The following is a 26,309-nucleotide window of genomic DNA, read 5'->3' as shown; positions in this document are numbered from 1 at the left end:
TGGCTCCAATAACAAGCGGTTCTAGTGCAGCCGCTAAAAGACGCGGCTGGGACGGCTTACGCTTCGCTTCAGCCGCCCCTAAACCGGTCGTTATGTGTAAATGAGTATGGAAATTTTGCTAGCAATATCAGGTATCTTTTTGCTTCTCGTAATATACGTGAACATTAAAGTTACCATTGATATTTCACGCTCTTCTGCATCATCAAAGGAGCGTGCTTTATTATATTTAGCTGTTTGGTTAATTCCATTGCTAGGGGTGCTTCTCGTACCAAAACGTATTTTACCAAGGTTTTGGTCTAGTGAAAGCGGCCAAGATTATACTAAAGAATCTGGTGGCGGCATGCCGGGTGGTGGTTAGTGCCAGCACCCACACATAACAAGTTGCTCAACCACCGTTCCGGCCAAAAAGCGGCCTCCACTGGACAGCCTAAAGCGTGCTTCGCACACGGCTGCCGGTTAGCAAGGCGTTATGCAGAAAACCATGTCTAGATTCAAGAAAAGGCGGTGGCGTAGAGACCATCTCAATAGGAGAACAGATTATCCTTCATGGGGTAAGGAATTCTTTGGCGAGAGGATTTATGGTTTAAGATATCTGCTGCTAGCTCTATTTGTTTGTTGCTTTGTAACCTTCGCAATGTTGTTGCAGCTGGAATCTTATGGATTTTGGGAGGCTAAAGGTGCAAGAGTAGGTGGTGTAGTCGGCCATGGTATTGCTTACATTTTTGCGGCAATCTCTATGGGCCTACTTCTCGCAATTATCAAAGAATGGCGTGGTGACTAAATGCATAACAAACCGCATCAAGCGCTCCCGTTGGTCGCTGGGACAGCCAAAACGCTGCGCTTGTTTGTCTGCCCCTGTGCGGGGCGTTATTGAGCCAAGCCATTTTTACAAGTAGTTAGTAAGGGAATGAAATCAACAGTGTGCCAATAATCGGCATGCCAGTATCAAGGAGTGTGCTGTACTTAAGTACGTAGTTTCGTTCTTCGTGCCACCAAAAATTGTGTAGCGCCGGCAAGTGCATGCCTTGTTTGTGGTGTGCCCTAAGCGGGTTTTAAATGGTATTAGGGTGAAGTATTCTTACCATAATTAATTGCCATAGTCTTCGCTGTCGCTCCGCATCGTGCGTTGTAGCAAGCGGGGCAGGTGGCTTCAATAACAAGCGGTTATAATCGAAGCAAAAAACGCGGCTGGGACGGCCTACGCTGACGCTCTGGCCGCCCCTAAACCGGGCGTTATTGAGCCAAACCTTTTTCAGGGTAAATAGACTAAGGGATTGAATCCAAGTGCGTGCCATTGATCGGCATGCCAGCATCAGGGAGTGTGCTGTATCACCATCGCAGTTCCTTTCTTGGTGCCAATAGTTAGTTCGCCTCGCAAGGCGTGTGGCATGCCTATATTGTGGGTTGCCCTAAGTGGGTTTCAAAAGGTGTCAGGTAAGGTATTCTTGCCATTAAATCAGCCACTGGCTGCGCGATCGCTCCGCTTAACAGCGTTGTAGCAGGTGCAAACCGTGGCTCCAATAACAAGCGGCTCTTGTGCGCCGCTAAATACGCGGCGGGACGGCCTACGCTATGCTCCGGCCGCCCCAAAGCCGGGCGTTAACTGTACAAGCATATGAATGAGTCTGATCAAGCAAAACAGCTATTAGCACAGCGTGAAAGCGGCATCAGTGTTTCTAGCGGGCTGGCATCAATGAAGGGTCGTATGATTTATCGATTCATCATGATACTGATCTGTATTGCCTTCTATTATTCCACTGAGGGCGCGCCAGTGTTTGTCCTTATAATTGGTTTTGCGTTAGGTATGTATATTCAGGATTATAGTTGGCTTCAATCAATAGCGAAGTCATGGGGTTTCACCAAGTCTGTCATTAATTGGCAAGAGGTCGAGCGCATTGCCAAAAAAAACAGTTAACAAGGGTAGGCAAAATCGCCCGCAAAAAGCGCGGGCTGGACTCGCTGACGCTCGCCTTTGCTGCCGGCGTTATGCACCAAGAGAGATCGGATGAATTTAGATAACTGGGCAAACATCGCCAGAGAAATTGGTTGTATCGATGAACATGGACAGGAAAGCTCATCAAGCGATAAAGCCCGCGAAGCAATAGAAATATTACTTGGTAAAGACTTCCTCAAAGAGGCCGTCAGGTACTATGTCTCTGGTGGTGCGGGCAGTGAACTTTTAAGAGGCGTTCTTTGGCAGCTTCATCCATATAGTTCGATGGAAGAGTGTTATCGAATATTCAAAACAGAAGAAGATGTTCAAACCAAACGAGACGCGGTTGAACTTCTTCGAGTTGTCGCAGACCGCAGAGCGTTAAAATGGGTTCCAGAGTTCCTTGCTCATGAAGATCAAGGTATTCAAAACTGGGGTATCGGTGTAATCGACCAACTTATTTTTTCTGAGCTATGTGATGGTGATGAAGTCTCTTCTATCATTCAAGCGGCAAAACAACACGAAAATGAACATGTGCGCGAAAAAGCTGAATATATTCTTTCAATGATTGTGGCAAACGAAGAGCGAGATAATGTTCTTCAAGCACACTATGAGAGCAAAAATGCATAACTATATATAAAAAGGACAGCCACGTTTAAAAATTACTCTTCAATTTCATTAAAGAATGGACGCATGGCTTGCATCCACTTCAGTAAACAGCTGTTTTGAACGCGCAAAGGAACTTGAATTGCTAAAAAGGCAATCTCAGGACGTCACGAAGCCCCGTGATCGGTTGGAATAATATGGAATACCATTTGTGATCGCTTCAGCTAAGCAATCGACAATTACTTAGCCCCGGGACTCGCTGATACCCCAATTTATGACATACTTGCTTCAGCTTATAGACCCCGCCAACCAATCCCTTAAACCGACTTTCAAACTGTGTAGCACTATAGATCCAATGCTTCTGGTCTATGTTGAGCCGCTCCAAAATTGGAGGTAGTTCTGCGTCGATAGCTCCCCGTTTGTTTGCGCGTATTTGCTTGCCTGTCCAATCCAGAAGTTCCAGATAATCGGTTAATCGAAAAGGTAATCCGGCGGGCATATCCTGTCTGGGGTTTCCCACAAAGGGTCTGAGTGATTTTGGCTGTTGCTGGTGATGATTGGGGCTGTGGGCGCGTTTGGCTTTTGTAGTGCGTTGCTTAGCGCTTGTGTAGTCTGACTGCTCCGGCGTCTTTGCCATTTTCGCTCTGATGGGGTTTAAGTCTACATAGGCCATGCACGCGGCTAACGCTTTTTCATCTAGCAGTGCTTGGGATTTGAAACGGCCTTCCCAGAAACGGCCGGTGCATTGATCCTCATGATTTGCCTCACGCGCTATAGCTTCATTTATCTGGCGCATAAACCAGCTGATATCCGCAAGTCGGTTGCGCCACACGTCCACACAGGTCTTCAATACATCGCGTTCGGCCTGTGTTAGTGATTCTCCTTTGATGTGGCGTTGACTAAATAGGTTTCCTTTGAAAAGCATATGCCAGCGTTGAATCACTTCTTCTGTTGTCCACGCATCAGATTGCGCGGCATCAATCTCCAAAACTAGGTGGTAGTGATTGGACATGACTGCAAAGGCGCATACATGAATTGCAAAGATCTGCGGCAGGGCGAGAATTTTGTCTTCTATCCATTGTCGCCTGTGTTCAAAATTATTGCCTTGGGAATCTACGCCACATAAAAAACTTCTGCGTACACAGCGCGAGACGATATGGTAATAGGGTGTTGTGGTTACATCTATCAGTTGCTTGCGCGGTTTAGTCATCCTTGATCTCCGGCTTGTTGAAGTGCATTTATAGCGAACAAACGGCGTGTCGCCCACGGTCTATTAGTATGGTTTTAGGCTTGCGGTTTAATGATAACTGCTTATGATGGATGTCCCTGCTTATGCCTGCTTATGCTTATGATGGATGTCCCTGCTTATGGAGGCCAGTACTTTTTCAGCCGAGCCAATGCGCTGGCTGACCAATTAAATGTGCCGATGCAATGGCAGATCCAAAAAGTGCCGGGCGTGGGCCACGACTACAAGAAAATGAGTCAAAGCGCCGCCGCGTATTTGTACAGAAAATAGTCGTTTGTAGAGGATCTGCTGGGCAGATGCCTTGATTCACGCATAACGTGGAATTTCATGGTGCTTGAATCTTTGATAAACTTGATGGGTGCTTAAGAAAATGGAGAAGACAAACAAGATGTCATCAAATAAAAAATTTGCAATATTCATTTTTGTTGTAGTTGTTATTCTGGCTGCTGGGAAGGCGGCTACTTCTTTTAATGAGGAGAATCATCAACGAATGGCAATGGAGCAGTGTGGTTCGCAAGAGCAAATTGCTCATGTCGATTCAAAAGGCTTTTCTTGTGTCGAGTGAGTTTTCATAAAGCTGGAAAATTTTCGGCGGGTGTGAAAAGGAATTCACGTTGTGCGTTTAACGCAAGCGCCATCAGAGGTTAAGTTGGTAAAGTGAGTAAGCAAGTGGAAGGATGCTGCTGCCGTTGCTATGATATTGCCCATGTAGAAAATGTCGCAGCGGTTGCGTGTTTTTTTAGTGTTTTGTGCTTGACGTATGGTTGATCAAAGTAGGGCTGCTATCGGTCGCTTTGTCAGCCCTTAAGTTCCAGCAAAAAACAAAGTAAATAATAGTACTTAATGTGGAGTTGGGTAATGAGTGAGAGTGAAAAGAGCTTTTGGTCAACAGTTTCAAAAGCAGAGAAGCCTGGTGTGGTAATTCTGATTGCGTTGGGTGCTGGCGCTCTAATTTTTAATCTCGGTGTTGCTGTGGGCAAATATTTGTTTTGAATGATTCATAGTAAGAATAGCTGGGGTCAGATAAGAATTATGGCGTGTAAGCCAGCATTAATTCCCATCTGTCCCTAACTCAAAACCTACTAACCCAACACAATATGAAGCCCGCCCTCTAGCACTGCCTCATCACAGTTGTGCCCGTCACCGCCTCGATCAATCACTAAAAAATCACAGGGCTTATTCAGTGCTAAACAAAAGTGGTGCCAGGTGCCGCGGTGGTAGTTCACGCCTTGATGGGGTTTGGCCGTAAAGGCTTTGATCGCCTTTGGGTCTAAATCGCCGGCCGGTGCCACCACTACTAAATAGGGTTCGCCCGACAGGGGCATAAACGCTTGGCTGGCCAGTGGGTGCCGCTCCAGTTTGTGCAATTGGAGCGGCAGAGGCAGAGGTTGGCTGCGAAAGATGCTCACCAGTGGGCGGCCGTTTTGTTCGGCCACATCAATGGTGGCCAGGTCGTGAAAGCGCTGGGTGTAGCCATCGTTGATAGGAATGACGGTGCCGTTGTGTTGACCATCTGGGCGCGCTTCGATGACATCACCGAAGGGCGCGAAGGCCTCGGCGGTGAGTGGCTGGGGGGTGAGCGTGGCCATGGGTTAACGCTCAGCCGGTGTGCCGAAGACGCGCATGCGCGAGATGCCGCCGTCGGGAAAAATACTCAAGCGCACATGGGTAAATACGGTGTCGGTATTGAGCAGTTCGCAGATAAATAAATGCTCGCGATGGGCGTGCAATTTGGTTTTGGCGATGAGGGGTTGCCAGCCGGATTGGCCGTCGCCGGTAAAGTCGTCACTGTCGGTATTAATGCCTTCCAGCAAAAAGGTATCGGGGAAGTTGCCTTTGAAGTGGCAGGTGTCGATCAATAATTTTTGCACGCGCCCGGGGCAGGCCAGTTTAACGATGGACCAATCTGGGCCTGGGTCGCGCCGGCGCTTGGTCTCCCAACCGTCGCCCATGTCTTTGCCGCGACCGGGCATGATGAGATTGTTTTTGTCGCTGAAAAACATGTCGCTAACCAGCAGTGCCTTGGCGCCATTTTTAATGAAGGCGAGATCAATGGGCTCGCCCGGCAAAAACTGTGACCAGTCCACCGTTACGTCGCCATAAACGCGCAGTCGCGCCACGCCGCCATCGGGGAAGATGTTTAAGCGCACGTGGGTCCAGGGTTTGTGGTTGTCGATGGCGAAGGGGTTTTGGCTGTGCGCGGCCACGGGCGATTGCGCCAGCAGCGTGTGCCACTGGGTATTGGCATCGGGTTCGGTGGCGCTGTGGCAGGCTTCAATGGACACCGACTGCGGCGCATTGCCGCGAAAATAATTGGTGTCGACATCTACGCCTTTGATGACGCCAGTACAGCCCAGTTTAATGACGCACCAATCGTATTCGCGGCCGTTGTCGCGGCCATAGCTGCGGCGACTTTCCCAGCCGTCCATCCACTTGCCGCGCTCGGTGTATTTGTCTTCGATGAAAATGCCACGGCCGGGTTTGAGTAGATTTTCCATCTCGGCGAAAAAGTCGTCGCTGCACGCCAGTGTTTCGCCACCGAGACGCTCGCTGGCGAGGTCCACATGGTGGGTTTTCAGATGGTGGTCGAGTTCGGCCTGTGGGCCGGCGAGCTGATTCATTGCGTGTACATTTTCTATATTCATAGTCACTTCAAAACGGCTGTTGGTTTCAGGAGGTGTGTTCGTGCGGGCTCGCCGGCACGAAGACTAATGCTGTTCACTCTAGGGAAGCGCAGCGGCGCAGGCAACACGGGTTGCGGCTTAAATTGCACTTAATTTTCAGGCGCTTGAGCGGCGTTGCCAGTTGTAGTTTAGTGGCAGCTGGCTACACTAGCGCGCCATGGCCAAACGAACTTCTGCTCGCAAATCTCGCTCTTCCTCTGCCTGCCGCTCGGGGCGCCTTACGTGGCGCGCTTGGCTGGTGCGTCTATTGCTGCTTGCCAGCGCGCTTGGGTTGGTGGCGCTGGTGCTGATCGACTGGCAATTGCGCGCGAAATTTGACGGCAAAAAATGGGCGCTGCCGGCGCGGGTTTATGCGCAACCGCTGGAGTTGTACGAGGGCAGTCGCATGGCGCCGGCGCGCTTGGAGTCCCACCTCAAGCGCTTGGGTTATCAACCCGTGGTGAAAATTTCGGGTTCGGGCCAGTTCAGCCGCGAGGCCTTCGGCGGGGCGATCAACTACCACATTGCCACGCGCGGTTTTCAGTTTTGGGATGGCTTAAGCCCCGCCACCCGATGGCAGTTGCAGCTGCGCAATGGGGTGGTCAGCAGTTTGAGTGCAGATCAGGCGGGTGCCGATTTTTTGCGGCTGGAGCCCGAGCAAATTGGCGGCATCTATCCCGCCCATTTGGAAGATCGGCAGTTGGTGCGCTTGGCGGATATTCCGCCCTTGCTGGGCGAGACGTTATTGGCGGTTGAGGATCGGCATTTTTTAGAGCACCACGGGGTGTCGCTGCGCGCGGTGGCGCGCGCGTTTATGGCCAATCTTCGGGCCGGTGGTGTGACCCAGGGCGGTAGCACTTTGACCCAGCAGCTGGTCAAAAACTTTTATCTCACGAGCGAGCGCAGCCTATCCCGCAAGGGGTTAGAGGCGGTGATGGCCCTATTGTTGGAGATTCACTACAGCAAGGCCGAGATTCTGGAAACCTACCTCAATGAAGTGTACTTGGGGCAGCAGGGTGCCAAGTCGATTCACGGTTTTGCACTGGCATCACAGCACTATTTTCGCAGACCGCTGAATGAATTGGCGCCAGACCAAATCGCCCTGCTGGTGGGATTGGTCAAGGGCGCTTCCTATTACAACCCGTGGCGCTCGCCCAAGCGGGCCAAGGCGCGTCGCGATTTGGTGTTGGGCGTGATGCGAGAGGCGCAGTTAATTACCGCCGAGCAACATCGCGACTACCTGAGCCGGCCCCTGCGCATCGCCGCGCAAAACAGCGAACCGGTAACCCGCTATGCGAACTTCATCGACTTGGTAAAGCGCCAGTTGACGCGCGACTATAAACCCGCCGATTTACAGTCTGAGGGGCTCAACATTTTTACCACCCTCGATTTGCAGGTGCAGTCGCACGTGGAGACCACATTACAGCAGCAATTGGTCGGCACCGAAGCCGGCTATCAATTGCCCAAGGAGAGCTTGCAGGGCGCAGCGGTGGTGGTGCGCGTGGGTACGGCGGAGGTGCTGGCCTTGGCGGGCGATCGGAATCCGTCAGTGGCCGGTTTTAATCGGGCGCTGGATGCGCACCGGCAAATCGGCTCGCTCGCTAAACCCGCCATTTACCTGACGGCGCTCATGCAGCCGGCGCGCTACCAATTGTCGACGCTCATCAGTGACGAACCGGTGCGGGTGGCGGGGCCAGACGGCGACTGGGTGCCCCAAAATTACCAGCGTGAAAGCCACGGTCAGGTGCCGTTATTTGAAGCCTTGGCAAAATCCTACAACCAAGCGAGCGCCCGTTTGGGCATGCAGCTAGGCTTGCGGCAGGTGGCCGACACCTTGACGCAATTGGGCGCAGAGCGGGACGTGCCGCAGGTGCCTGCCATGTTGTTAGGCGCGGTGGGCATGTCGCCCATGGAGGTGGCCGAGCGCTATCACACCTTGGCGGCGGACGGTTTTTATTCGCCCCTGCGCGCTATTAAGTCGGTCACCACCAAAGACGGTTTGCCGCTGCAGCGCTACCCCTTGGCCGTGGAGGCGCGACTGCCCGCCGAGGCGGTCTATCAGTTGCAATACGGTTTGCGTGCAGTGATGCGCGAGGGCACGGGCAAGGGCGCCTATCGCTACCTGCCCGACACTCTGGATGTGGCCGGCAAGACGGGCACCACCAACGATCAGCGCGATAGCTGGTTTGCCGGCTTTAGCGGCGAGCACTTGGCGGTGGCGTGGGTGGGGCGCGACGACAACGGCACCACCCCGCTCACTGGCGCGACTGGCGCGCTGCCCATCTGGGCGCGGGTGATGGCGGGCATCGAGACTCGCGGGCTGGACGCGCCGGCCCCCAGTGGCATTCATTTGTACTGGGTGGATGGCGCCACGGGGCGCGCGTCCGGTGAGAATTGTGAAGGTGCGCGCTTGCTCCCCTTCACGGACGGTTATACGCCACAGGACAGGGTGCCCTGTCGCTACCTAGAACACCCCCTTAAACATTGGTGGAAATCCCTATGGCAATAATGCGTGTAGTTGGACTGCTGGGCTTGCTGGCATTGGCAGGGTGCGCCTCGGCGCCGCGAGACCTGCCGCCGCCGGTGGAAGATGCCCGTGAGGCGCCCAGTGCTGCCCCCATCGAAGCCTCAACCGACGCCCCTGTCGAGGGATCAATGCCGTCGACGTCAGGGGCGGAACCCACGGCTACACCGCCTGCGGCGCGGCCAGCTGAGATGGATCAACGGGCCGCCGTGGCACGGGTGCTCGCGCGGGCCGAGCAACAGTTGGCGCAGGGCCAGTACAGCGCCGCCATTGATACTGCCGAGCGCGGCTTGCGCCTAGACCGCTATGCCGCTGACCTGTATCGCGTGTTGGCGCAAGCTTACGCGGGCATGGGTGGCCTAGAGCAGGCCCGCAATTTTGCGCGCTTGGGTTTGCGCTATGTGGGATCCAATACTGCCCTGCGCAACCAGTTGGAGCTATTGGCCCGCTAATACCGCCAATATTACAGCTGGCACAAAGGGCGTAGCTCGGTTTTGCAGCCAGTGATAGGATGCACACTCGTACAATTTGTAATCAGGCCAATGCCTTGCGAGTGCCCGCAAGGCGTGAGCGCCTTGGAAAGCGCGCTCGGGCCCGTTGGCGGCTGGCTTTGGCCGCGGCTATTTCTTGACTACACTAAAATAAGACAGGGTTTTAAGTGCATGGATGTCACCCGCAATAATTCACGCAAGACGACCACATTGGGCCAAGAGACATTGAAAAATACAACTGCTGATTCCAGCGTTATTGAGCGATTAAAGGCGTGCCAAAAGATTACCGTCGAGGCAAGCCGCAGCCAATTTTCCGAGTTTGCGAAGCAGGCGGCCGAGGCCTTAGGCCAAGAGGTGAGCGAAGCCAAGACCGATCAAGAGCGGTCTAAAGCCAATGAGGCGCTGCGCGAGTTCACTGAAAACGAAGAGCTGCTGGAGCGCTATTTTTGCGGCTACATCGGCGAAGGCTTTATCAAATTCAAAAATAAAACGCTCAGCACAGAGACGGGCGAAGAAAAATACACCGGTGACATGTTGTCGCTGGTGGATAACGCCGATCTGGAAGAAACCATTGCCATTGCCTCGATTACGCGCCGCAGCGAAGCCCAAGTTGCTGAAACCCTATGGGCGCTGAATCAGCGATTTGCCATGCTCAACGGTGGCGACAAAGTTGAAGATAAAGCCAACCCCGTCGCACCCGTGCAATTTTGTGAATCTCTGCGCAAGGCCCTGCGTAAAGTAGAACTCAATACAAAAGCAAAAATCATCGCCTATAAGCAATTCGACCTGCACTTTATGCCGGCGCTGAGTGACCTGCTGAGCGAATTGAATGCGTACTTTGTGGACGCCGGTATTCTACCCAATCTGCAGTACACCCCGGGTTCGTCAGCGGGCGGTGGCGGTGGTGCTCAAGAGGCGCCAGTGGATTTTGTGCAGGATTTTGATGGCGTGGAAGACGCTGCGGTGGCGGACGCCGGTGCAATGGGGCAACCTATGCCGAGTCATCAGCCATTGCCGGGCATGGGCCGCATTCCCGGCTTCACCTCGCCCACCTCACAGGGGCCGGCACAGGCACCCAACCCCAACCTGCCTACACAGCAATACCAAGCCGATTTGGTGGGCGCCATCCGCGGTCTCCAATCACAGATAGGCGTGCCCCATGGCGCCGCGGGGCAGCCGATGGTGCAGGGGCAGCCGATGGTGCAGGGGCAGCCAATGGCGCAAGGGCAGCCGGCGCAATACAGCGGTCAACCGCAGCAGCCCATGCAGCCCGCAGCCTCCGATGCCGTCGCTCAGGGCGCCGCGGTTCGTCAGGCGGTGGTCTATTCGAATCAGCAGTTGGTCAGTGCGCTGCAGAATTTGCAAACGCAGGCCACGGCCGTCACGCGCCAATTTATGCACGCCGAAGACGGCGCCGTTGAGCCCATCCAGCCCGCGATGATTGCGCAGGTGGAGCGCGACCTCACGCAAAAGCTGCGCGAGCAGAGCGAAGACGGCGCGGTGGATGGCGAAGATTTACACACCATCGACTTGGTGGGCATGTTGTTCGAGTACATGCTGTCTGATGATAATTTGCCGGACTCGGTCAAGGCGCTGTTGAGTTATTTACACACGCCATTTTTGAAACTGGCATTCATCGACAAAGACTTTTTTGAAGAGACCGAACACCCCGCACGACTACTGCTTAACAATTTAGCCGAAGCGGGCACGCAATGGGTTTCCAATGACGGCACTTCGCAATACGAGATTTATCCGAAGATTAAGTCCATCGTATCGCGCGTACTGGAAGAGTTTAAAAACGATGTGCGGTTGTTTGCTGAATTGCTATTGGAGTTCAGTTCATACACCAAGAAGATCGCGCGCCGTCAGGAGCTGATGGAACGCCGCGCCATGGAGAAGGTGCAGGGCGAAGAAAAGTTGCGCGAAGTAAAAATCCGCGTCAACCAAGAGGTGCGCACCCGCACCGATGGTTTGGAATTGCCCTCGGCCGTTTTACTTTTGTTGTTGCAACCCTGGTCGGATTACCTGGCATTTTTATTGTTGCGTTATGGCGACGATTCAGAGAGTTGGAACCGAGCGCTAGCCGCGGTAGACGATATTCTTTGGACTATTGAGCCAAAAGAAGGCAGTGCCGATCGCTCGCGCCAGATGGACCTACATGACAGTTTAATGGATGTCATTGAGACCGGTTTTGAGACCATTGGCTACGATCAGGCCAAGGGTAAAAAACTGATTGAGGCTTTGGTTTCACTGCAAAAACTGGCCATGCAAAGTAAAAAGGCAGAGCCAGCGCCAGCGCCCATGCGGGACAAATTGGAGACCATGGCCGCGGAAAAAGCTGGCCATACAGATTTCGGCAAAGACAAGCCCACGCCGGAAGAAGAGCGCATGGTCGACAATTTAAAGATGATCGAATTCGGCACCTGGTTCGAGTTTGAGTCGGGCAAGCGTTTGAAAGTGGCTTGGTATAACTCCAAGACGCTGCACTACATGCTGGTAGATCAAATGGGGAAAAAGGTGGCCATGAAGTCTGGCCTTGAGCTGGCCCGTGAAATGCTCGCCGGTTCGGCCAAAGTGATTGCGGGCTCCACCAAGCCGTTCTTCGAGCGGGCGCTGGAAAATATTTTCCACAGCCTGAATTCTAAAGCAGCAGAAGGGCAGGTCGCCGATGAGTAACAACCAACGTAAACTTGAGCGACACAGTATTGCTGCTGGCCTCGACGTCTGGGATGCCAGCACCGATGAGCACTTGGGCCGTTTGGTTAATATCCATGCAGAAGGCTTGATGCTGTTTGCTCCCGAGCCTTTAGCGGAAGACAAACTCTATGAACTGCGACTGACCTTGCCGCAAAATTTCTCGAGTTCAGGTGAGCTTACGCTGGGCGTGGATTGTTTGTGGGTGCGCGCAGCGGATCCGTCAGACGCTACCGCCACGGGTCACTGGGCCGGCTGCCAGATCATTGATGCCTCGCCACAGGCGCGCGAAGTGATCGCGTTATTGGTCAATCGCCTCGCCGCGATTTAAGCGGTGGTTTGCGCCCTGCTCAGGGCGTGTCGTAAATCAGGCGCTCAGCGAGCGCCTGTGCAACAAATTCTACACTTTGATTGTTAACTAACACCTGCGCAGTGACTCATGTCTTGCTGCGCCGGTGCGTTAGTGTGCTTACAGGGTACGGAAAACTTTCGCCGCCGCCTGTAAGGTGGCGTCTATGTCGGCATCGGTATGTGCCGCCGACATAAAGCCGGCTTCATAACTGGCGGGCGCCAAGTAAATGCCCTCGGCCAACATGCCGTGATAAAAGCGGTTAAAGCGCTCGTTGTCGCAGGCCATCACTTGGCCGAAGTTAGTCACCTGCTCTGCCTCAGTGAAAAAGAACCCAAACATGGTGCCCACGTGATTAGTGGTAAAGGCGATGTTGGCGGCTTTGGCTTCGCGCTGCAGCCCTTCCACTAAGCGCGTGGTGCGTGCAAGCAAGGGGGCGTAGAAATCGGGCTTAGAGATGAGCTCCAGATTTTTCAGGCCGGCGGCCATGGCCACGGGGTTGCCCGAGAGAGTGCCCGCTTGATACACGGGGCCCAGTGGTGCGATTTTTTCCATGACATCTCGGCGCCCGCCAAAGGCGCCCACGGGCATGCCGCCGCCGATGACTTTGCCCAAGGTAATCAAATCACCCGTCACGCCGTAGTGGCCCTGTGCGCCAGTGAGACCCACGCGAAAACCGGTCATCACTTCATCCATGATCAGCAGTGCGCCGCTTTGGTCGCACACCTCGCGCAAACATTGTAAAAAGCCGGGCAGGGGCGGGACGCAATTCATGTTACCGGCCACGGGTTCGACGATAATGCAGGCAATTTGGTCGCCCAGCTCGGCAAACACTTTGCGCACGTTGTCTGGGTCGTTGTAGGTGAGCGTGAGGGTGTGATCGGCCAGTGCGGCGGGCACGCCGGGTGAGCTGGGTACGCCCATGGTGAGCGCACCGGAGCCGGCCTTCACCAGCAGTGAGTCGGAGTGGCCGTGGTAGCAGCCCTCGAACTTGACGATCTTGTCGCGGCCGGTGAAGCCGCGCGCTAATCGAATGGCGCTCATGGTGGCCTCGGTGCCCGAATTGACAAAGCGCACCATGTCCATGCCGGGCACGAGCGCACACACGCGTTCCGCCAAATCTGTTTCAAGGCCCGTGGGCGCGCCAAAGCTCAAGCCTGAGCGCGCGCGTTCAATCACGGCATCGAGCACCTCGGGGTGGGCATGCCCCAAAATCATAGGGCCCCAGGATTGCACGTAGTCGATGTAGCGGCGTTGGTCTGCATCAAACAAATAGGCGCCTTCTGCTCGCTCGAAAAATAGCGGCGTGCCGCCCACAGCCCGGAATGCGCGCACGGGAGAGTTAACGCCACCGGGAATGACGTGTTGGGCTTGTTGAAACAATGTTTCGGAGCGGTTCATGCAAAATCCTGTATCGGTGGGCGTGTCACGCGGCCGACCAAAGGCCGGCGCGCAGGCGTAAAACGGGGCATTATCCCGTTTTCAGGAAGGGCTGGCCAGCGCTGAACGCTAGTGTTTGTAGCGTCGTTGAGGAAAGTCTTGGGTGGCCCAAAACAGCCGGTTGGGAACCAGCTTGCCCATGCCGACACGGCGGGCGTGCTCGATGCACTGCCAGGTGAATTTCAGGGCTTGGTGGCAGGCCTGTTCCAGCGAGCCCCCGTGGGCTAGGTAAGACGATACAGCGGCACTCAAGGTGGAGCTGGCGCCCATGATGGCTTCCAGCTTTGTGTGGGCGGCCTCACTGTTGAAGCGGTGCGTTTCGACGTGGGGTTGGTACAGGCGCCCGCCCTGGGTATTGCGTCCCTCACGACAGCCCGTTAATAGGAGCGCCTGACAGCCTGCGTCAAATAACAGCTGCACCTTGGCGTCTGTGGTGTCCCCCGCAGGTGCGAGCTGCTGAAGGTCGTGTTGGCGGGCGGTCACCACTTGGGCCTGTGGCAACAGGAGCGTGTGCAGTGCCTGCAGTATGCCGGGTCGATGTACGTTGGTGGTCTGGGCACTGGCATCCAGCACCACGCGAATTTTAGGGTAATCCAACAAGATGCTGTGGATTGCCTCACAGTGATCCACGCTGGCCAGTTCACCGATCTTGATTGCGCTCACTGGCATATCTTCGAGCAGCGCCCGCGCCTGCTCAATGAGTAGCGCTGGGTCGACGGGCTGCAAATCCTTTAGCTCGCGGGTATCGCGCGCGGTGAGTGCAGTGATGACGGTTGCCGCGTGGCAGCCCAGGCTAATGGCAGTTTCGGTATCGGCGCTAGCGCCGCCACAACCGGTGGGGTCGTGTGGGCTAAAAGACAAAATGACGGGGGTTTGTGCAGACTCCATACGTGTGACTCTGGCGTTGAAAACCTACCCATGAGTCTAACACAGGCCCAGTAATCTGCTGATTATTGGGCCTGTTGTGCGATGCCGGTCGCGCACTTCTAAGTGGCGCTGCAGTCGCCCATTAAAAGGGGCGCACGACCACCAGTATTACGATGGGCACCAACAAAAACACCGGCAGCTCATTAAACACGCGAAAAAAGCGATGGCTCTTGGTGCACTGCTGCTCGCGCAGCTGAACCATATAGTGTCGACAGCAAAAGTGGTACACCACGCACAGGGCGACCAAGGTGAGCTTGGCATGCATCCAGCCGCTGCTCAGGTAGTAGCTGGTATTGCCAAGCAGCAACCAAACGCCGAGTGCCAGCGTGACCATCATGCTGGGGGTGGCGATGCCACGATAGAGTTTGCGTTCCATCACCACAAACCGGTCGTGGCTGATGGCATCTTCACTTTGCGCGTGATAAACAAACAGGCGCGGCAAATAGAAGAGCGCGGCAAACCAGCAAATGACTGCGATGATGTGAAAAGCTTTTACCCAAAGCATAGTGCTGAGCCTCAGTGTGCGTGAATATGATTGTTAAGGCAGTTCGCCGCCGTTAGCTTCCCACAGGGTGTACCAATCGTCACGGCTCATTTCGACGTCTAGGCTGCCACACGCCGACTGTATCCGCGCCAGCGAGCCACTGCCCACAATGGGCATAATGTGGGCTGGATGTTTTAGCAGCCATGCGAGCGCCAGCTGATCAATACTGCAATCGTATTTGAGGGCGAGCTGTTGCAGGCAGTCGCGCACACTGCGAGCGCGCTCGTCTTCGGCATTGAACAGGCGGCCGCCAGCCAATGCCGACCACGCCATGGGCGGCCGCCTTAGCGTTTGCGCTTGATCTAAGCTGCCGTCGTGAAAACTGTGGTGGTGTAGGACAGAAATTTCTAATTGGTTGGTAATCAGTGGCGTCGATAAACGACTTTGCAATTGCGCATATTGATCGGCATTAAAATTGGATACCCCAAACGCGCGCACCTTGCCCGCCGCGTGTAAATCGCCAAAGGCGCGCGCGACTTCATCGGCGTTCAGCAATGGATCAGGCCGGTGAATGAGTAGTACGTCTACATAGTCCGTGCACAAATTTTTCAGGGACTGTTCCGCGCTGGCGACAATGTGTTGGTAGCGCGTGTCGTAGTTTTTGCGCTGATAGTTTGGCCGGTGCTCGCTCACCAACTGAATGCCGCACTTGGTCACCAGTTGAATCTGCGCGCGCAGTGACGGTTGCAATTTGAGCGCTTGCCCGAAGTGGGCTTCGCACTGGTAGTCACCATAGATGTCGGCGTGGTCGTGGGTGGTGATGCCCAGTGTTAGGCAATCCTCGAGCCGTCGCACGATGGCGTTGGCATCGAGATTCCAGTCCATGAGTCGCCACCAGCCGTAGACTAGGCGAGAAAAGGACAGTTCATCAGTCATTTCAATGTGCTGCATGTAAAGCTTGCTCCTCTGCGCTGTGCACCTGGCAGCGCGGATATTTGAATAATGTTAAAGGCTTTTATAATTTAGAGTTGATAGTAACTGTTAATGGCGTGACGCGTCACAATGCCGTGCGCCGATGACAGCAGTGGCGCGCCGCTGCGGCTCACATACAAGGCGTCGGCGCCGGTTTGTTGGAGGCGCGTTTGCGCTTCTAATAGATTGGCGCGCGAGTGAATCGAAGCCAGTTCTAATCGTTTGGCGGGAATTTTAAGCAAGTCCACCTCGCGCTCTAGGCTGAGTTCTTCGATGGGCGCCACCTCAAGGTATTGAGCCACATCGGCCGGGCGCACCAGAAATTTTTTGCCGTCCAGCTCATCAACCAATAACCAATCGGGTTGCGCCTCCAGTAATTTGCGCAGTTCATCATAGAATTGGCGGCGGTCACAGGTGACGAAGTTGCGCTCAAGCACACTCTCAATGCCCACTCGCGCAAGAATTTGTCCGGCTATGCCCGTGCGGGCTTTTTTGCCCTGCGCGATCAGAATTTCTTGAAATAAACCATTATTGCGCACCAATAAGCGAGTGGTAATACAGGCGATCACAACCATCAACATGCCGGGAAAAATGATGGTGTGACTGGCGCTCAACTCCAACAGTGCCAGCAGTGCCGCCAGCGGTGCATTTAACACTGCGGCCATCATGCCGCCCATGCCCAGCAGCACGTAAACCGCGGGCGATGAGGCCAGCGTGGGCGCGGTGAGTTGCGCCAATATGCCCAGTAGGCCGCCAATACACGCGCCCATAAACAAGGTCGGGCCGATAGAGCCGCCCGGAATGCCGAGGCCGAATACGGTGGCGGTGATAATTAATTTAACGAACACAATGAGCAGTAGCGCATGCAGTCCGAGCTCTCCGGCCATGGCGCGATCTACGGTGTCGTAGCCTATGCCCATAATTTCGGGTACCCAATAGGCGGCGATGCCGGTGACCAATCCCGCCAATAACATGCGCAAGGCGACGGGCTTTCGCTGGAACGGAACGAGCCGCACCACCATTTGAATAAATAGTGAGGCCACGACCGCTATGAGCAATCCGCCCATGGCGATAAAGGGCAGCTCCCACAGGCTATTTAAATGAATAGCAGGGACGGTAAACGCTATTTCCTGGCCGAAGAAAATTTGACTCAACATTGCACCTGACACTGAGGCCAGAATGACCGGCAAAAAGCCGATGATGGTGTACTCCATGAGCACGACTTCCATGGCAAAAATGACGCCTGCCATGGGCGTGTTAAAGGAGGCGGAAATTGCTGCGGCTACGCCACAGGCAACCAGGGTGCGCATGCTGTTGTTGGGCAGCCGAAACCAACGGCCTATTATGCTCGCGCTGGCGGCGCCCATGTGCACGGCGGGACCCTCGCGACCCACCGACTGCCCCGTTGCCAAGCAGATGAGCCCACCGAAAAACTGCGCCCATAAATTGCGGGAAGACATGTGGCCCTGATGCGAGTGCAGTCGGTCGAGCACATGGGTAACACCCACGGCGCGATAGCGCGGGTGCAGAAAATGGAAAAACACGGCCAGTATCAATCCGCCCAGCAACGGCAGGCCGAAGTGCCAAATACGCGGCAGCGATTCAAAGTCGTCGTGGCCTTGCGGCAGGAGCCAATCGAGCGGCTCGTCGATGGCGAGTCGAAACAGTACGATTACCAGGGCCGCCGCCAGTCCGCTCAACATGCCAAGCAGCGTCAGTTGCGGCAAGGCGTCTGTGTAGGCTAACCGCAGTCGAAAATTGTCGAGCCAATTGTGTGCAAACTGTACGAGCTTCAGTGCCATGCTAGGGTCGCGCCATTGAGTCTTTAACCAGCCTAGCGAAAGTGTAGAGATTCACGGACAATGCGTGACACTTATTTGCGGCGCAGGGCTAATTGAGGGAAAAGCAACTTTCGCATGTTGCCGGCTCGCTCTATTATACGTAATTAAGCCTTGAGTTTTCACAGGGGAGTCAATCGAGTGATAAAAATCGGCATAGTCGGTGGCACGGGTTACACGGGGGTAGAGCTATTAAGGCTCTTGGCCAACCACCCAAAAGCGAAAGTCACCACAATTACCTCGCGGGCGGAAGAGGGCGTGCCGGTTGCACAGTTATTCCCAAATTTGCGCGGCCACTACGATCTCGCCTTCAGTGCGCCAGATCCAGATGTACTCGGTGAATGTGACCTGGTGTTTTTTGCCACGCCGCACGGTGTCGCTCAAGCAATGATGCCCGACCTGATGAGCCGCGGCACGCGCGTGGTGGATTTGTCCGCAGATTTTCGTATCAAGGATGCCGAGGTTTGGGCCCAGTGGTACGGCAAGCCGCACGGTTGTCCGCAATTGATTGCGCAGGCTGTGTATGGCTTGCCGGAAGCTAATCGACACTTGATTGCCGATGCGGATTTAGTGGCCTGCCCCGGTTGCTATCCGACCGCGACGCAGTTGGGTTTTATTCCACTGTTGGAAAATAATTTGGTCCATCCTGAGCGATTAATCGCCAATGCCGCCAGTGGCACTAGTGGTGCGGGCCGGCAGGCGAGCATCGACAATTTGTTATCTGAAACGGCGGATAGCTTTAAAGCGTACGCCGCAAATGGTCATCGACACCTACCCGAAATTGAGCAGGGCTTGCGCGCAGCCTTGCCCAAAGGTGCCGGCCAGATTGGCTTGACGTTTGTGCCGCACTTGTTGCCCATGGTGCGCGGTATTCACGCGACACTGTACGCAACCCTGCGGGGCAATGCCGGGGACTTGCAGGCGTTGTATGAAGAGCGTTACGCCAATGAGCCCTTCGTAGATGTGTTGCCCGCAGGTAGCCATCCACAAACACGCAGCGTTAAATCTTCTAATATGTGTCGTATTGCCATCTGCCGCCCTCAACAACGTGATACCGTTGTGGTGATGTCGGTCATCGACAATTTAACAAAAGGGGCGTCTGGGCAGGCCATCCAAAATATGAACATAATGTTTGGCTATGACGAAACGCTTGGTTTAAATAGCCCAGCGTTGTTGCCCTAATCTCAAACCGATGAGGAGAGTTCCATGACCGCTGTCAAAGGCAGCAAGCAGTATCGACTGGAAGTTGTGCCCTATCGCCCATGGCTCCGGTGGCTATCGCGATTGCTTGCACTGTTGATCGCTAGTGCGGCCGTTTATTTCGCTCATTCCTATGGCACTAGCGAAGCTCTGAAATACCAAACCCAGGCACTCGCCGAACGCGACCAATTTGAGCAAGCGCTGGCGGAAAGCCGCGCGGAAGCGGAGGCGTTGCGTCAGGAGGTGGCCAATTTAAAGCTCGGGTCCGAAGTGGATAAGGCGGCCAGCGAAGATGTCCGCAATGAGGTGATTCGATTGAAAGCCGAAATCGCCGAGTTGCAAGAGGACATCACGTTTTATCGCGGTCTGATGATGCCGTCTGCAGATAAGCAAGGGCTGACTATCGGTTCGTTAAACGTAATCTCCACCGGTGTTGAACGGCATTTTAACTACAAACTGGTGGTTCAGCAGTTGGCAACCAATCACGCGATGTTGACGGGGCATGTGAACTTCACCATCGTTGGGCGGCAGGATGGCCTACCGATGAGTTTGGCCCTAATGGATGTGTCAGACGCGGTAACCACCAAGGATATCCGCTTGGGTTTCCGCTATTTCCAAAATGTTGAGGGCGAACTGGTGCTACCCGTTGGCTTTGAGCCGATTCGCATTGAGATTGTCGCTAAGGTCCGTGGTGCCAAATCCGCCACGGTTGAAAAGAAATTTGGCTGGCTGGTTGAAGAAAGCTAGCACAGAGTAAAGGTGTAGAGTATGAGTTTATCGGGCGGAACCACGCTGATATCTAAAGCCACCAAAATTGTTGGCGATGTTCACTTCAGTGGCAGTTTAGAAATTGAAGGTGAGGTTGAGGGTAATGTCATCGCCGATGGTAAAGGCGACGCCAAAGTTAACGTGCGTGAAAAGGGGCGCGTTAAAGGCGATATCACCGCGCCACTCATTATGATCAACGGCCAAGTGCAAGGGAATGTGCACTCCGATAAGCACATCGAGCTGGCCTCGAAGGCGGTGGTTGAGGGCAATGTGCACTACCACATGATTGAAATGGTCAAGGGTTCGCAGGTCAATGGCAGCTTGGTATATGGCATTCAAGACAAGCCTAAATCCGAACCGAGCATGGCGCCTAAGGCCATTCCGGGCGCGGCTATAGTTGACTGAAATACTAGGTTAAAAGGATAATGGCGCTGCGTGCCACCCCTGAGGGTGGTGCGATCGCAGGAGATGTTATGTCAGCCCCAGAAGTATTTATCCCACAAGCCTTAAATGTCACCACAAGCGCGGCCGCTAAAGTGGCTAGTTTGATCGAAGAGGAAGGAAATCCCGACCTCAAATTGCGTGTTTATGTGACCGGTGGCGGTTGCTCCGGCTTTCAATACGGTTTTGCCTTTGAAGAGCAGCTCGCGGAAGATGACACTGTGATTGAAAAAGACGGGATCAAAGTTGTTGTAGACGCCATGAGCTACCCCTATTTAGTGGGCTCGCAAGTTGATTATGACGAGGGTTTACAGGGCTCTCGCTTTGTCGTTCAAAACCCAAATGCCACCAGCACCTGTGGTTGCGGGGCCAGCTTTTCGCTGTAATGCGGGCGTTGGACGTAATTACCCTAGGCGTATTTCCATAGCCTCTAAAAAACACCCAATAAAAAAGGCGCTCTAGAGCGCCTTTTTTATTGGGTGACGGTGTGGTTTGGGCGTCAGTTCAGCAAGCTGGCGCGAAACACATGCAGTTTTGCCTTGCCCGATACGTCGTAAATCAGGACAAAATCCTGGTCGGCCATGGCTTTTGGCACACTCATCCAGAAGGTTTGGTTGTAGATTTTAAAGCCCCACATTCCCCCTTCAAGTTTCATGTCTACGCGGTAGAGGTTATTGCCAAGATAATTAAAGTTCTCCGTGCCCCGGCCGCGATTGTGGTTCAGCCTCACGTTGTTCAAGGGTGCTTCCCCTTGGGGTTGTGCTGCAAGGCGGCTCAGTGTTTGTTTGGCAAACGCCACGCTATCTGGGCTCTCATCCTCTGTGCTCGGCCAGCTGGCGGGCGCTTTTGGCGCAGCAGGCGGTGCAATGTCGATAGTGGCTGCTGGCGCAGCTATCGGCGCCGATATGGCTGCAGGCGCGGGATTTGCGGCTCTTGCGGCCTCGGCTGCCTTTAATTTCTGGGCTTGCGAGATAAGCTGAGTACGTTGTTGCCGCAATTCGATCTGATGGGCTTTGATGCTGGCTATTTCATCGGTGGCGCTGTCTTGGCGTTCTTGCAGTCGCTCTAGTTTCGCCGCACTTCGATTGTAGCGAATGGAGGCAAGCGTGGCCGATCTCGCTGAAACGTCGCCTGGCTCAAGCTCGGCCTTTGCAATCGCTTCCTCTAGGGCAGTTTCCTGTTCGGTAACATCGCGCTGTGCTTCATTGATTTCTGCCTGTGTACGCTCCAATCGGTCTACTAAATAGGCAAGGCGCTCGTCGTGCTGAGACAGTGCGTCTTCAACCTTCTTGCGCGCTATCTGGATGTCATCGAGAGACTGTGCAGCACTGGCATGGCTCAATAAGGCAAAGGTGGTGAATAGGGAAATAAGTAAAAAGCGTATATATCTGGGAGAGGGCAAAGTCATTTCCATTGCAGTTGTTAACCGGAGGCGCATTATACGCAAAATTGACTGTATATAAATTGATCGCCGATGACCTGTTGGTCAGCATCCGTAAGTGTAGTTCATGATGGCAGTGGGGACATTATCGCGCCGGGAAAATGGCCCCCAATACGACGGGGTGGCTGGCCCCGGTGACGCTGCAGAGGTTGCCCGGTTGGTGGGTTACGCGTTGTCGCGCTAACCAAGCGAATGCCATGGCTTCGACCCATTGCGGGTGAACCCCGATTGTTTCGGTGCTTTCGATGCGCCACTGGGGCAGCAGGGCGGCTAGCCGCTGCATTAAAAAGCGGTTCTGGGCCCCGCCGCCGCAGATATATGCAGCATTGCCGGCGAGCGGTGCGCAGGATTGTGCGATAACCTGTGCGGTAAATTCGCACAGTGTGCGTTGAACATTTTGCGGCGTTTCATTCTGTAATAGCGATTGCAGCCAGTGCAGGTTAAAGGTTTCGCGACCAGTACTCTTCGGGGGAGTGGCTTGGATAAACGGGTGCGCAATTAATTTTTCGAGCAATGCCGGCTCCAGGTCGCCACCCGCCGCCCATTGACCGTCGCTATCGTAGGCCTGCTGTAAGTGCTTTATGCACCAAGCATCCATCAGCACATTCCCCGGTCCTAGGTCATAGCCTGTTGCTGTTCCGTCAGTGGGCAGCCAGGTTATATTGCTCATGCCGCCAATATTGATAACCGCTCGCGATTCTGTCGCACTGCCAAATGCCCACGCGTGAAAGCCGGGCGCCAGTGGCGCGCCGTGACCGCCGGCGGCAATGTCGCGTCGCCGGAAATCCGCCACTGTGGTGATACCGGTGCGTTCGGCGATGATATTTGCGTCGCCTATTTGAATGCTAAACCCCTGGGTTGCGTCAGTGGTCGGGCGGTGGCGCACCGTTTGACCGTGGCACCCTATGGCAGCTATTTGCTCTGGCGCAATTTGGTGCTGAGAAACTAGGGCTAAGGCGGCTTCTGCGAAGGCGTGACCAAGTGTTAAATCGAGCTCAGCCAGCTGCTCTAAAGTGCAGCTCTGCCCGTCCGCTAGGGCGTGAATTTGGCGTTGTAACGAAGCTGAAAAAGGCTGGCTAGAAGAGCCCACAAGGTGGCAGCGATTACTGTCAAATTGCACTAGCACCGCGTCGATGCCATCGGCACTGGTGCCGGACATCAATCCGAGAAAGTAATCGCTCACTATCGACCCAGTTGCGCCAACTGTGAGGTGCGTTGGTAGTCTTCCAGTGCCGCGAGTGCGGTAGACGTCTGCGCGTGGAAGCGTGCAAGTTCTGATCGCGCTATGGCGTTAGCTTTGGGCAGCGGCACAGTCACTGGGTTGCGTACTGCGCCGTTGACATAAAATTCATAGTGTAAGTGCGGGCCCGTGGCCAAGCCGGTTGATCCAACATAGCCGATAATCTGGCCCTGCTTGATGCGACTGCCGTTGCGGACGCCGCGCGCAAACTTGCTCATATGTGCATAGAGCGTGCGGTAGGTTTGACCGTGTTGAATGATCACCGCATTGCCGTAACCACCCTTGCGGCCGGCGTGAATCACCTTTCCATCACCTGTTGCTCGAATGGGGGTGCCGCGCGATGCGGCATAGTCGGTGCCCTTGTGGGCGCGAATGCTGTGTAAAACGGGGTGTTTGCGACGCAGATTGAAGTGCGAACTGATGCGTGCGAAATCTACCGGCGTGCGCAGAAATTCTTTGCGCATGCTATCGCCCTCTGGCGTGTAATAGTGCGCGTTACCCTTTTCGTCTTCATAGCGAACCGCGCGGAATTTTTTGCCTTGATTGACAAACTCGGCCGCGAGTATGGCGCCGTTATCGAGTTTTTCGCCGTCTAAATAGCGCTCTTGATACACCACGCTAAAGCTATCTCCGGCGCGGATATCGAGCGCGAAGTCGATGTCCCAGCCAAAAATATTTGCCAGCTCCATGATCAGGCTGGGCTCCATTCCCGCGGACTGGCCGGCTAAAAAGAGTGAACTATTTATATCGGCGTGGCGGAAGGCGGTGATTAAGTCGGGTGTGCGGGTGATGAGGTCGCGTTCAAAGCCGGTATCCGTTCGACGATAGAGTTCGTGCGAGAGTCGATTGGTTTGGTACTTGAGGCTATCGAGCTTCCCATCTGCGGCCACTTGAAAGCTCAGTACTTGCCCCGGGTGGAGGCGTTTGAGTGAGTCGCTGGCCTCTTTATTGGCAATGACTTCATACATCACTCGATCGTTGAGGCCGGCGCGCTGAAAAATCAGCGACAAGTTGTCGCCGCTGCGCACGGTAAAGTCCTGCCATGCGGGTTCGGGGGTTGTGTATTCAGCGCTTTCTAGGGGAAGGGCACTCGTTTCAGTGGCGGTGATCGGGGTGTCATCGAGCGCGATGGGCTCAGATTTTGATAGCGGTAGCTCCAGCGTCAGCGTGGCATGCTTGGTTGCGATGGCTGATTCCGAGGGTAGCAACAGCGATATTAACAGCGCAGCGCCGAGTGCCCCTGCGGTCAATAGGTGACCGATCGGATAGCGCGGCTTCTTATTATTTTTTCTTTGTTTTTCAGTCGCTTCCATAACAATTCTAAACCTGTTACTAAATCTATGAGCTAACTATTCAATGTATATCAGAAAATTCCCTTTCTGTCACAGGTGGAAGTCCGTGGCCTCTTTGTATTTCAAAGGCTTTCGGGTATGGTTGCGAGCCCCGACACACCGGCCTTGGTGTGCATTAGGGGTGGCAGTTAAGCAATAAATTGGCGTTTTGGGAAGTGAGCATGGCAAATATTGATGTGGGGTTGTTGGCAGATTTAGAGGCGCGCGGCCTGGTGGCTCAAATGACGGGGGATCGGGCGCTGGAATCCTATCTCGCTGAAGGCTCTCGTACCCTTTATTGTGGTTTTGACCCCACCGCCGACAGTTTGCATATTGGCAGTTTGGTACCCCTGCTGACGCTTAAGCGCTTTCAGTTGGCGGGCCATAAGCCGCTGGCCTTGGTCGGTGGCGCTACCGGCCTGATCGGAGACCCCTCTTTTAAGTCGGCAGAGCGCAAATTGAATACGCCCGATGTAGTAGCGACATGGGTGGATAAGCTTAAAGCGCAGGTGGGTGCGTTTATCGATTTCGAGTGTGGCGATGCCAGTGCTGAGGTGGTTAACAATCTCGATTGGACCGCCAATATGGATGTGCTGACCTTTTTACGCGACGTGGGTAAGCACTTCTCTGTTAACAATATGATCAACAAAGAGTCGGTAAAGCAGCGTATTGACCGCGAAGGTGCGGGTATTTCCTTCACCGAATTCACCTATATGTTGTTGCAGTCATACGACTTCGCGGAATTGTATAAGCGCAATCAGTGCACGCTGCAAATCGGTGGTTCGGATCAGTGGGGCAATATCACGGGCGGCGTAGATTTGACGCGCCGGCTGCACGGCGGGCAGGTGTTTGGTCTTACATTGCCTTTGGTGACCAAGTCTGATGGTACTAAGTTCGGTAAAACTGAATCGGGCACAATTTGGCTCGATGCCAATAAAACCTCGCCCTACGCTTTCTACCAGTTTTGGCTCAATACGGCGGATGCGGACGTCTATAAATTTCTGCGCTACTTTACCTTTCTATCGGTAGCTGAGATTGCTGACATTGAAGCTGCGGATGTTGCAGCGCAAGGGCGGCCGCAGGCTCAGGGCGTTTTGGCGCGCGAGGTAACCCGGTTAGTGCATGGCGATTCGGGCTTGGCTGCTGCGCAACGCATAACGGAAGCGCTTTTTGCTGGCGACACGGCCGGCTTGTCTGAATCTGATCTCGATCAGCTAGCCCAAGACGGTCTGCCGTCGAGTGCTCTGGTGCTGGATGGCCAGCCGCTGACACAGCTGCTTGCTGATGCTGGTATGGCGCCGTCCGGCAAGCAGGTCAAGGACGCCTTGCAGCGCAATGCGGTGGAAGTAAATAAGGTGACTGTTGGACTCGAGCAAAACATGGCGGCAGCCGAGGTGTTTGCGCAATCCAATGCGCTGTTCAATAAATACTTCCTGGTGAAGCTAGGGAAAAAGAAATACCACCTGTTTACCTGCTAATTTTTCACTCAGCCTGCTCGAAAAACACCCGTCCAGGCGGGTGTTTTTGTTGGTCGGTAAGAACTTTTTAAAAAAGTTAAAAAAGGGCTTGCCAAGTGAGTTGGGATGCGTAGAATGCGCGCCTCTCCAACGGCAACACAGTGTGTTTGAGACGGCGGAGAGGGGGTTTGAAGTTCAGGTTGTTGGCATCGCTAAGTGCCTGATTTCCAAAGTCCCGTCGGTTGATTGCTGATTTGAACGAAG

27 protein-coding genes are annotated in these 26,309 nt (G+C 54.3%); 16 read left to right on the top strand and 11 right to left on the bottom strand.

Annotated elements, in window-relative coordinates; all coding sequences use genetic code 11:
* The first annotated feature begins 106 nt into the window (after positions 1-106).
* The 4 genes from FHS30_RS16825 to FHS30_RS16810 all read left to right on the top strand — a co-directional run bounded on the left by FHS30_RS16825 (position 107) and on the right by FHS30_RS16810 (position 2,563).
* Positions 107-358, top strand: a complete 252-nt coding sequence (locus FHS30_RS16825; protein WP_183911698.1) for a hypothetical protein — start codon at positions 107-109, stop codon at positions 356-358.
* 111 nt (positions 359-469) lie between these two features.
* On the top strand, positions 470-781 hold the full coding sequence (locus FHS30_RS16820; RefSeq protein WP_183911697.1) for a hypothetical protein: 312 nt from the start codon (positions 470-472) through the stop codon (positions 779-781).
* Between the two features lie 834 nt (positions 782-1,615).
* Complete coding sequence (locus FHS30_RS16815) at positions 1,616-1,915, top strand: hypothetical protein (protein ID WP_183911696.1); 300 nt, start codon at positions 1,616-1,618, stop codon at positions 1,913-1,915.
* Between the two features lie 90 nt (positions 1,916-2,005).
* On the top strand, positions 2,006-2,563 hold the full coding sequence (locus FHS30_RS16810) for a hypothetical protein (protein ID WP_183911695.1): 558 nt from the start codon (positions 2,006-2,008) through the stop codon (positions 2,561-2,563).
* 196 nt (positions 2,564-2,759) lie between these two features.
* On the opposite strand, the gene FHS30_RS16805 is transcribed toward FHS30_RS16810, so the two are convergent.
* Positions 2,760-3,749 carry a transposase gene (locus FHS30_RS16805; RefSeq protein WP_183911694.1) on the bottom strand — a complete coding sequence of 330 codons (990 nt, stop codon included), beginning with the start codon at positions 3,747-3,749 and terminating at the stop codon, positions 2,760-2,762.
* Between the two features lie 132 nt (positions 3,750-3,881).
* Between FHS30_RS16805 and FHS30_RS16800 the strand changes: the two genes are divergently transcribed.
* From FHS30_RS16800 to FHS30_RS17340, 3 genes are all read left to right on the top strand, one after another.
* Positions 3,882-4,055 (top strand): hypothetical protein, encoded by a 174-nt coding sequence (locus FHS30_RS16800; protein WP_183911693.1) that lies wholly within the window; start codon positions 3,882-3,884, stop codon positions 4,053-4,055.
* 100 nt (positions 4,056-4,155) lie between these two features.
* Positions 4,156-4,350, top strand: a complete 195-nt coding sequence (locus FHS30_RS16795) for a hypothetical protein (protein ID WP_183911692.1) — start codon at positions 4,156-4,158, stop codon at positions 4,348-4,350.
* Positions 4,351-4,643: 293 nt separating this feature from the next.
* A complete protein-coding gene (locus FHS30_RS17340) occupies positions 4,644-4,778 on the top strand; it encodes a hypothetical protein (RefSeq protein WP_281368306.1) in 135 nt (44 codons plus the stop codon).
* A gap of 89 nt (positions 4,779-4,867) precedes the next feature.
* On the opposite strand, the gene FHS30_RS16790 is transcribed toward FHS30_RS17340, so the two are convergent.
* Together FHS30_RS16790 and alc are read right to left on the bottom strand one after the other, a co-directional pair.
* A complete protein-coding gene (locus tag FHS30_RS16790) occupies positions 4,868-5,374 on the bottom strand; it encodes an ureidoglycolate lyase (protein ID WP_183911691.1) in 507 nt (168 codons plus the stop codon).
* 3 nt (positions 5,375-5,377) lie between these two features.
* Positions 5,378-6,430: an allantoicase gene (gene alc, locus FHS30_RS16785; RefSeq protein WP_183911690.1), complete on the bottom strand. Its 1,053-nt coding sequence runs from the start codon at positions 6,428-6,430 to the stop codon at positions 5,378-5,380.
* Positions 6,431-6,626: 196 nt separating this feature from the next.
* Here alc and mrcB point away from each other — a divergent pair, with 196 nt between their 5' ends.
* The 4 genes from mrcB (at position 6,627) to FHS30_RS16765 (ending at position 12,488) form a co-directional block, all read left to right on the top strand.
* Positions 6,627-8,957: a penicillin-binding protein 1B gene (gene mrcB, locus FHS30_RS16780; RefSeq protein ID WP_183911689.1), complete on the top strand. Its 2,331-nt coding sequence runs from the start codon at positions 6,627-6,629 to the stop codon at positions 8,955-8,957.
* A complete protein-coding gene (locus FHS30_RS16775) occupies positions 8,948-9,424 on the top strand; it encodes a hypothetical protein (RefSeq protein ID WP_183911688.1) in 477 nt (158 codons plus the stop codon). The genes mrcB and FHS30_RS16775 overlap by 10 nt, the downstream gene beginning before the upstream one ends.
* Before the next feature lie 210 nt (positions 9,425-9,634).
* On the top strand, positions 9,635-12,139 hold the full coding sequence (locus tag FHS30_RS16770; protein WP_183911687.1) for a DUF1631 family protein: 2,505 nt from the start codon (positions 9,635-9,637) through the stop codon (positions 12,137-12,139).
* Positions 12,132-12,488 (top strand): PilZ domain-containing protein, encoded by a 357-nt coding sequence (locus tag FHS30_RS16765; RefSeq protein ID WP_183911686.1) that lies wholly within the window; start codon positions 12,132-12,134, stop codon positions 12,486-12,488. The genes FHS30_RS16770 and FHS30_RS16765 overlap by 8 nt, the downstream gene beginning before the upstream one ends.
* Before the next feature lie 138 nt (positions 12,489-12,626).
* Here the strand turns inward: FHS30_RS16765 and hemL are convergent, their stop codons facing one another.
* From hemL to FHS30_RS16740, 5 genes are all read right to left on the bottom strand, one after another.
* Entirely contained in the window at positions 12,627-13,907 is a 1,281-nt protein-coding gene (gene hemL, locus FHS30_RS16760) for a glutamate-1-semialdehyde 2,1-aminomutase (RefSeq protein WP_183911685.1), read from the bottom strand.
* 108 nt (positions 13,908-14,015) lie between these two features.
* Positions 14,016-14,834 carry a bifunctional hydroxymethylpyrimidine kinase/phosphomethylpyrimidine kinase gene (gene thiD, locus FHS30_RS16755; RefSeq protein ID WP_183911684.1) on the bottom strand — a complete coding sequence of 273 codons (819 nt, stop codon included), beginning with the start codon at positions 14,832-14,834 and terminating at the stop codon, positions 14,016-14,018.
* Between the two features lie 121 nt (positions 14,835-14,955).
* Positions 14,956-15,378, bottom strand: coding sequence for a protoporphyrinogen oxidase HemJ (gene hemJ / locus FHS30_RS16750; protein ID WP_183911683.1), 423 nt, complete (start codon positions 15,376-15,378; stop codon positions 14,956-14,958).
* 33 nt (positions 15,379-15,411) lie between these two features.
* Positions 15,412-16,308 carry an aldo/keto reductase gene (locus tag FHS30_RS16745; RefSeq protein WP_183911682.1) on the bottom strand — a complete coding sequence of 299 codons (897 nt, stop codon included), beginning with the start codon at positions 16,306-16,308 and terminating at the stop codon, positions 15,412-15,414.
* 71 nt (positions 16,309-16,379) lie between these two features.
* A complete protein-coding gene (locus FHS30_RS16740) occupies positions 16,380-18,131 on the bottom strand; it encodes a chloride channel protein (RefSeq protein ID WP_183911681.1) in 1,752 nt (583 codons plus the stop codon).
* A gap of 177 nt (positions 18,132-18,308) precedes the next feature.
* Here FHS30_RS16740 and argC point away from each other — a divergent pair, with 177 nt between their 5' ends.
* The 4 genes from argC (at position 18,309) to erpA (ending at position 20,962) form a co-directional block, all read left to right on the top strand.
* Positions 18,309-19,349: an N-acetyl-gamma-glutamyl-phosphate reductase gene (argC, locus tag FHS30_RS16735; protein ID WP_183911680.1), complete on the top strand. Its 1,041-nt coding sequence runs from the start codon at positions 18,309-18,311 to the stop codon at positions 19,347-19,349.
* 24 nt (positions 19,350-19,373) lie between these two features.
* Positions 19,374-20,114, top strand: coding sequence for a DUF6776 family protein (locus FHS30_RS16730; protein ID WP_183911679.1), 741 nt, complete (start codon positions 19,374-19,376; stop codon positions 20,112-20,114).
* A 21-nt stretch (positions 20,115-20,135) separates the two neighbouring features.
* Positions 20,136-20,540: a bactofilin family protein gene (locus FHS30_RS16725; RefSeq protein ID WP_183911678.1), complete on the top strand. Its 405-nt coding sequence runs from the start codon at positions 20,136-20,138 to the stop codon at positions 20,538-20,540.
* Between the two features lie 68 nt (positions 20,541-20,608).
* The gene (gene erpA / locus FHS30_RS16720) at positions 20,609-20,962 is read left to right on the top strand and encodes an iron-sulfur cluster insertion protein ErpA (protein WP_183911677.1); all 354 of its coding nucleotides are present in this window, start codon (positions 20,609-20,611) and stop codon (positions 20,960-20,962) included.
* A 113-nt stretch (positions 20,963-21,075) separates the two neighbouring features.
* Here erpA and FHS30_RS16715 read toward each other — a convergent pair whose 3' ends face one another.
* The 3 genes from FHS30_RS16715 to FHS30_RS16705 form a co-directional block, all read right to left on the bottom strand.
* Positions 21,076-21,978 carry a hypothetical protein gene (locus tag FHS30_RS16715; RefSeq protein ID WP_183911676.1) on the bottom strand — a complete coding sequence of 301 codons (903 nt, stop codon included), beginning with the start codon at positions 21,976-21,978 and terminating at the stop codon, positions 21,076-21,078.
* A 124-nt stretch (positions 21,979-22,102) separates the two neighbouring features.
* Positions 22,103-23,200 (bottom strand): anhydro-N-acetylmuramic acid kinase, encoded by a 1,098-nt coding sequence (locus tag FHS30_RS16710; protein WP_343049273.1) that lies wholly within the window; start codon positions 23,198-23,200, stop codon positions 22,103-22,105.
* Complete coding sequence (locus FHS30_RS16705) at positions 23,200-24,570, bottom strand: OapA family protein (protein ID WP_183911675.1); 1,371 nt, start codon at positions 24,568-24,570, stop codon at positions 23,200-23,202. The genes FHS30_RS16710 and FHS30_RS16705 overlap by 1 nt, the downstream gene beginning before the upstream one ends.
* Before the next feature lie 200 nt (positions 24,571-24,770).
* Here FHS30_RS16705 and tyrS point away from each other — a divergent pair, with 200 nt between their 5' ends.
* Positions 24,771-26,066, top strand: a complete 1,296-nt coding sequence (tyrS, locus tag FHS30_RS16700) for a tyrosine--tRNA ligase (RefSeq protein WP_183911674.1) — start codon at positions 24,771-24,773, stop codon at positions 26,064-26,066.
* Positions 26,067-26,309 lie beyond the last annotated feature (243 nt).

This window comes from Simiduia aestuariiviva, assembly GCF_014192475.1.
Taxonomy (GTDB): domain Bacteria; phylum Pseudomonadota; class Gammaproteobacteria; order Pseudomonadales; family Cellvibrionaceae; genus Simiduia; species Simiduia aestuariiviva.
This window is presented reverse-complemented; position numbering and strand designations above follow the sequence as displayed.

What these genes read in the sequence shown, in the direction of transcription:
- FHS30_RS17340 (WP_281368306.1), top strand. Translation starts at nt 4,644, where the DNA reads ATGAGTGAGAGTGAAAAGAGCTTTTGGTCAACAGTTTCAAAAGCAGAG.
- FHS30_RS16795 (WP_183911692.1), top strand. Translation starts at nt 4,156, where the DNA reads ATGGAGAAGACAAACAAGATGTCATCAAATAAAAAATTTGCAATATTC.
- FHS30_RS16775 (WP_183911688.1), top strand. Translation starts at nt 8,948, where the DNA reads ATGGCAATAATGCGTGTAGTTGGACTGCTGGGCTTGCTGGCATTGGCA.
- FHS30_RS16705 (WP_183911675.1), bottom strand. Translation starts at nt 24,570, where the DNA reads ATGGAAGCGACTGAAAAACAAAGAAAAAATAATAAGAAGCCGCGCTAT.
- FHS30_RS16825 (WP_183911698.1), top strand. Translation starts at nt 107, where the DNA reads ATGGAAATTTTGCTAGCAATATCAGGTATCTTTTTGCTTCTCGTAATA.
- thiD (WP_183911684.1), bottom strand. Translation starts at nt 14,834, where the DNA reads ATGGAGTCTGCACAAACCCCCGTCATTTTGTCTTTTAGCCCACACGAC.
- hemJ (WP_183911683.1), bottom strand. Translation starts at nt 15,378, where the DNA reads ATGCTTTGGGTAAAAGCTTTTCACATCATCGCAGTCATTTGCTGGTTT.
- FHS30_RS16820 (WP_183911697.1), top strand. Translation starts at nt 470, where the DNA reads ATGCAGAAAACCATGTCTAGATTCAAGAAAAGGCGGTGGCGTAGAGAC.
- mrcB (WP_183911689.1), top strand. Translation starts at nt 6,627, where the DNA reads ATGGCCAAACGAACTTCTGCTCGCAAATCTCGCTCTTCCTCTGCCTGC.
- tyrS (WP_183911674.1), top strand. Translation starts at nt 24,771, where the DNA reads ATGGCAAATATTGATGTGGGGTTGTTGGCAGATTTAGAGGCGCGCGGC.
- FHS30_RS16800 (WP_183911693.1), top strand. Translation starts at nt 3,882, where the DNA reads ATGCTTATGATGGATGTCCCTGCTTATGGAGGCCAGTACTTTTTCAGC.
- FHS30_RS16745 (WP_183911682.1), bottom strand. Translation starts at nt 16,308, where the DNA reads ATGCAGCACATTGAAATGACTGATGAACTGTCCTTTTCTCGCCTAGTC.
- FHS30_RS16740 (WP_183911681.1), bottom strand. Translation starts at nt 18,131, where the DNA reads ATGGCACTGAAGCTCGTACAGTTTGCACACAATTGGCTCGACAATTTT.
- FHS30_RS16815 (WP_183911696.1), top strand. Translation starts at nt 1,616, where the DNA reads ATGAATGAGTCTGATCAAGCAAAACAGCTATTAGCACAGCGTGAAAGC.
- FHS30_RS16730 (WP_183911679.1), top strand. Translation starts at nt 19,374, where the DNA reads ATGACCGCTGTCAAAGGCAGCAAGCAGTATCGACTGGAAGTTGTGCCC.
- erpA (WP_183911677.1), top strand. Translation starts at nt 20,609, where the DNA reads ATGTCAGCCCCAGAAGTATTTATCCCACAAGCCTTAAATGTCACCACA.
- FHS30_RS16725 (WP_183911678.1), top strand. Translation starts at nt 20,136, where the DNA reads ATGAGTTTATCGGGCGGAACCACGCTGATATCTAAAGCCACCAAAATT.
- FHS30_RS16805 (WP_183911694.1), bottom strand. Translation starts at nt 3,749, where the DNA reads ATGACTAAACCGCGCAAGCAACTGATAGATGTAACCACAACACCCTAT.
- alc (WP_183911690.1), bottom strand. Translation starts at nt 6,430, where the DNA reads ATGAATATAGAAAATGTACACGCAATGAATCAGCTCGCCGGCCCACAG.
- FHS30_RS16790 (WP_183911691.1), bottom strand. Translation starts at nt 5,374, where the DNA reads ATGGCCACGCTCACCCCCCAGCCACTCACCGCCGAGGCCTTCGCGCCC.
- FHS30_RS16765 (WP_183911686.1), top strand. Translation starts at nt 12,132, where the DNA reads ATGAGTAACAACCAACGTAAACTTGAGCGACACAGTATTGCTGCTGGC.
- FHS30_RS16810 (WP_183911695.1), top strand. Translation starts at nt 2,006, where the DNA reads ATGAATTTAGATAACTGGGCAAACATCGCCAGAGAAATTGGTTGTATC.
- hemL (WP_183911685.1), bottom strand. Translation starts at nt 13,907, where the DNA reads ATGAACCGCTCCGAAACATTGTTTCAACAAGCCCAACACGTCATTCCC.
- FHS30_RS16770 (WP_183911687.1), top strand. Translation starts at nt 9,635, where the DNA reads ATGGATGTCACCCGCAATAATTCACGCAAGACGACCACATTGGGCCAA.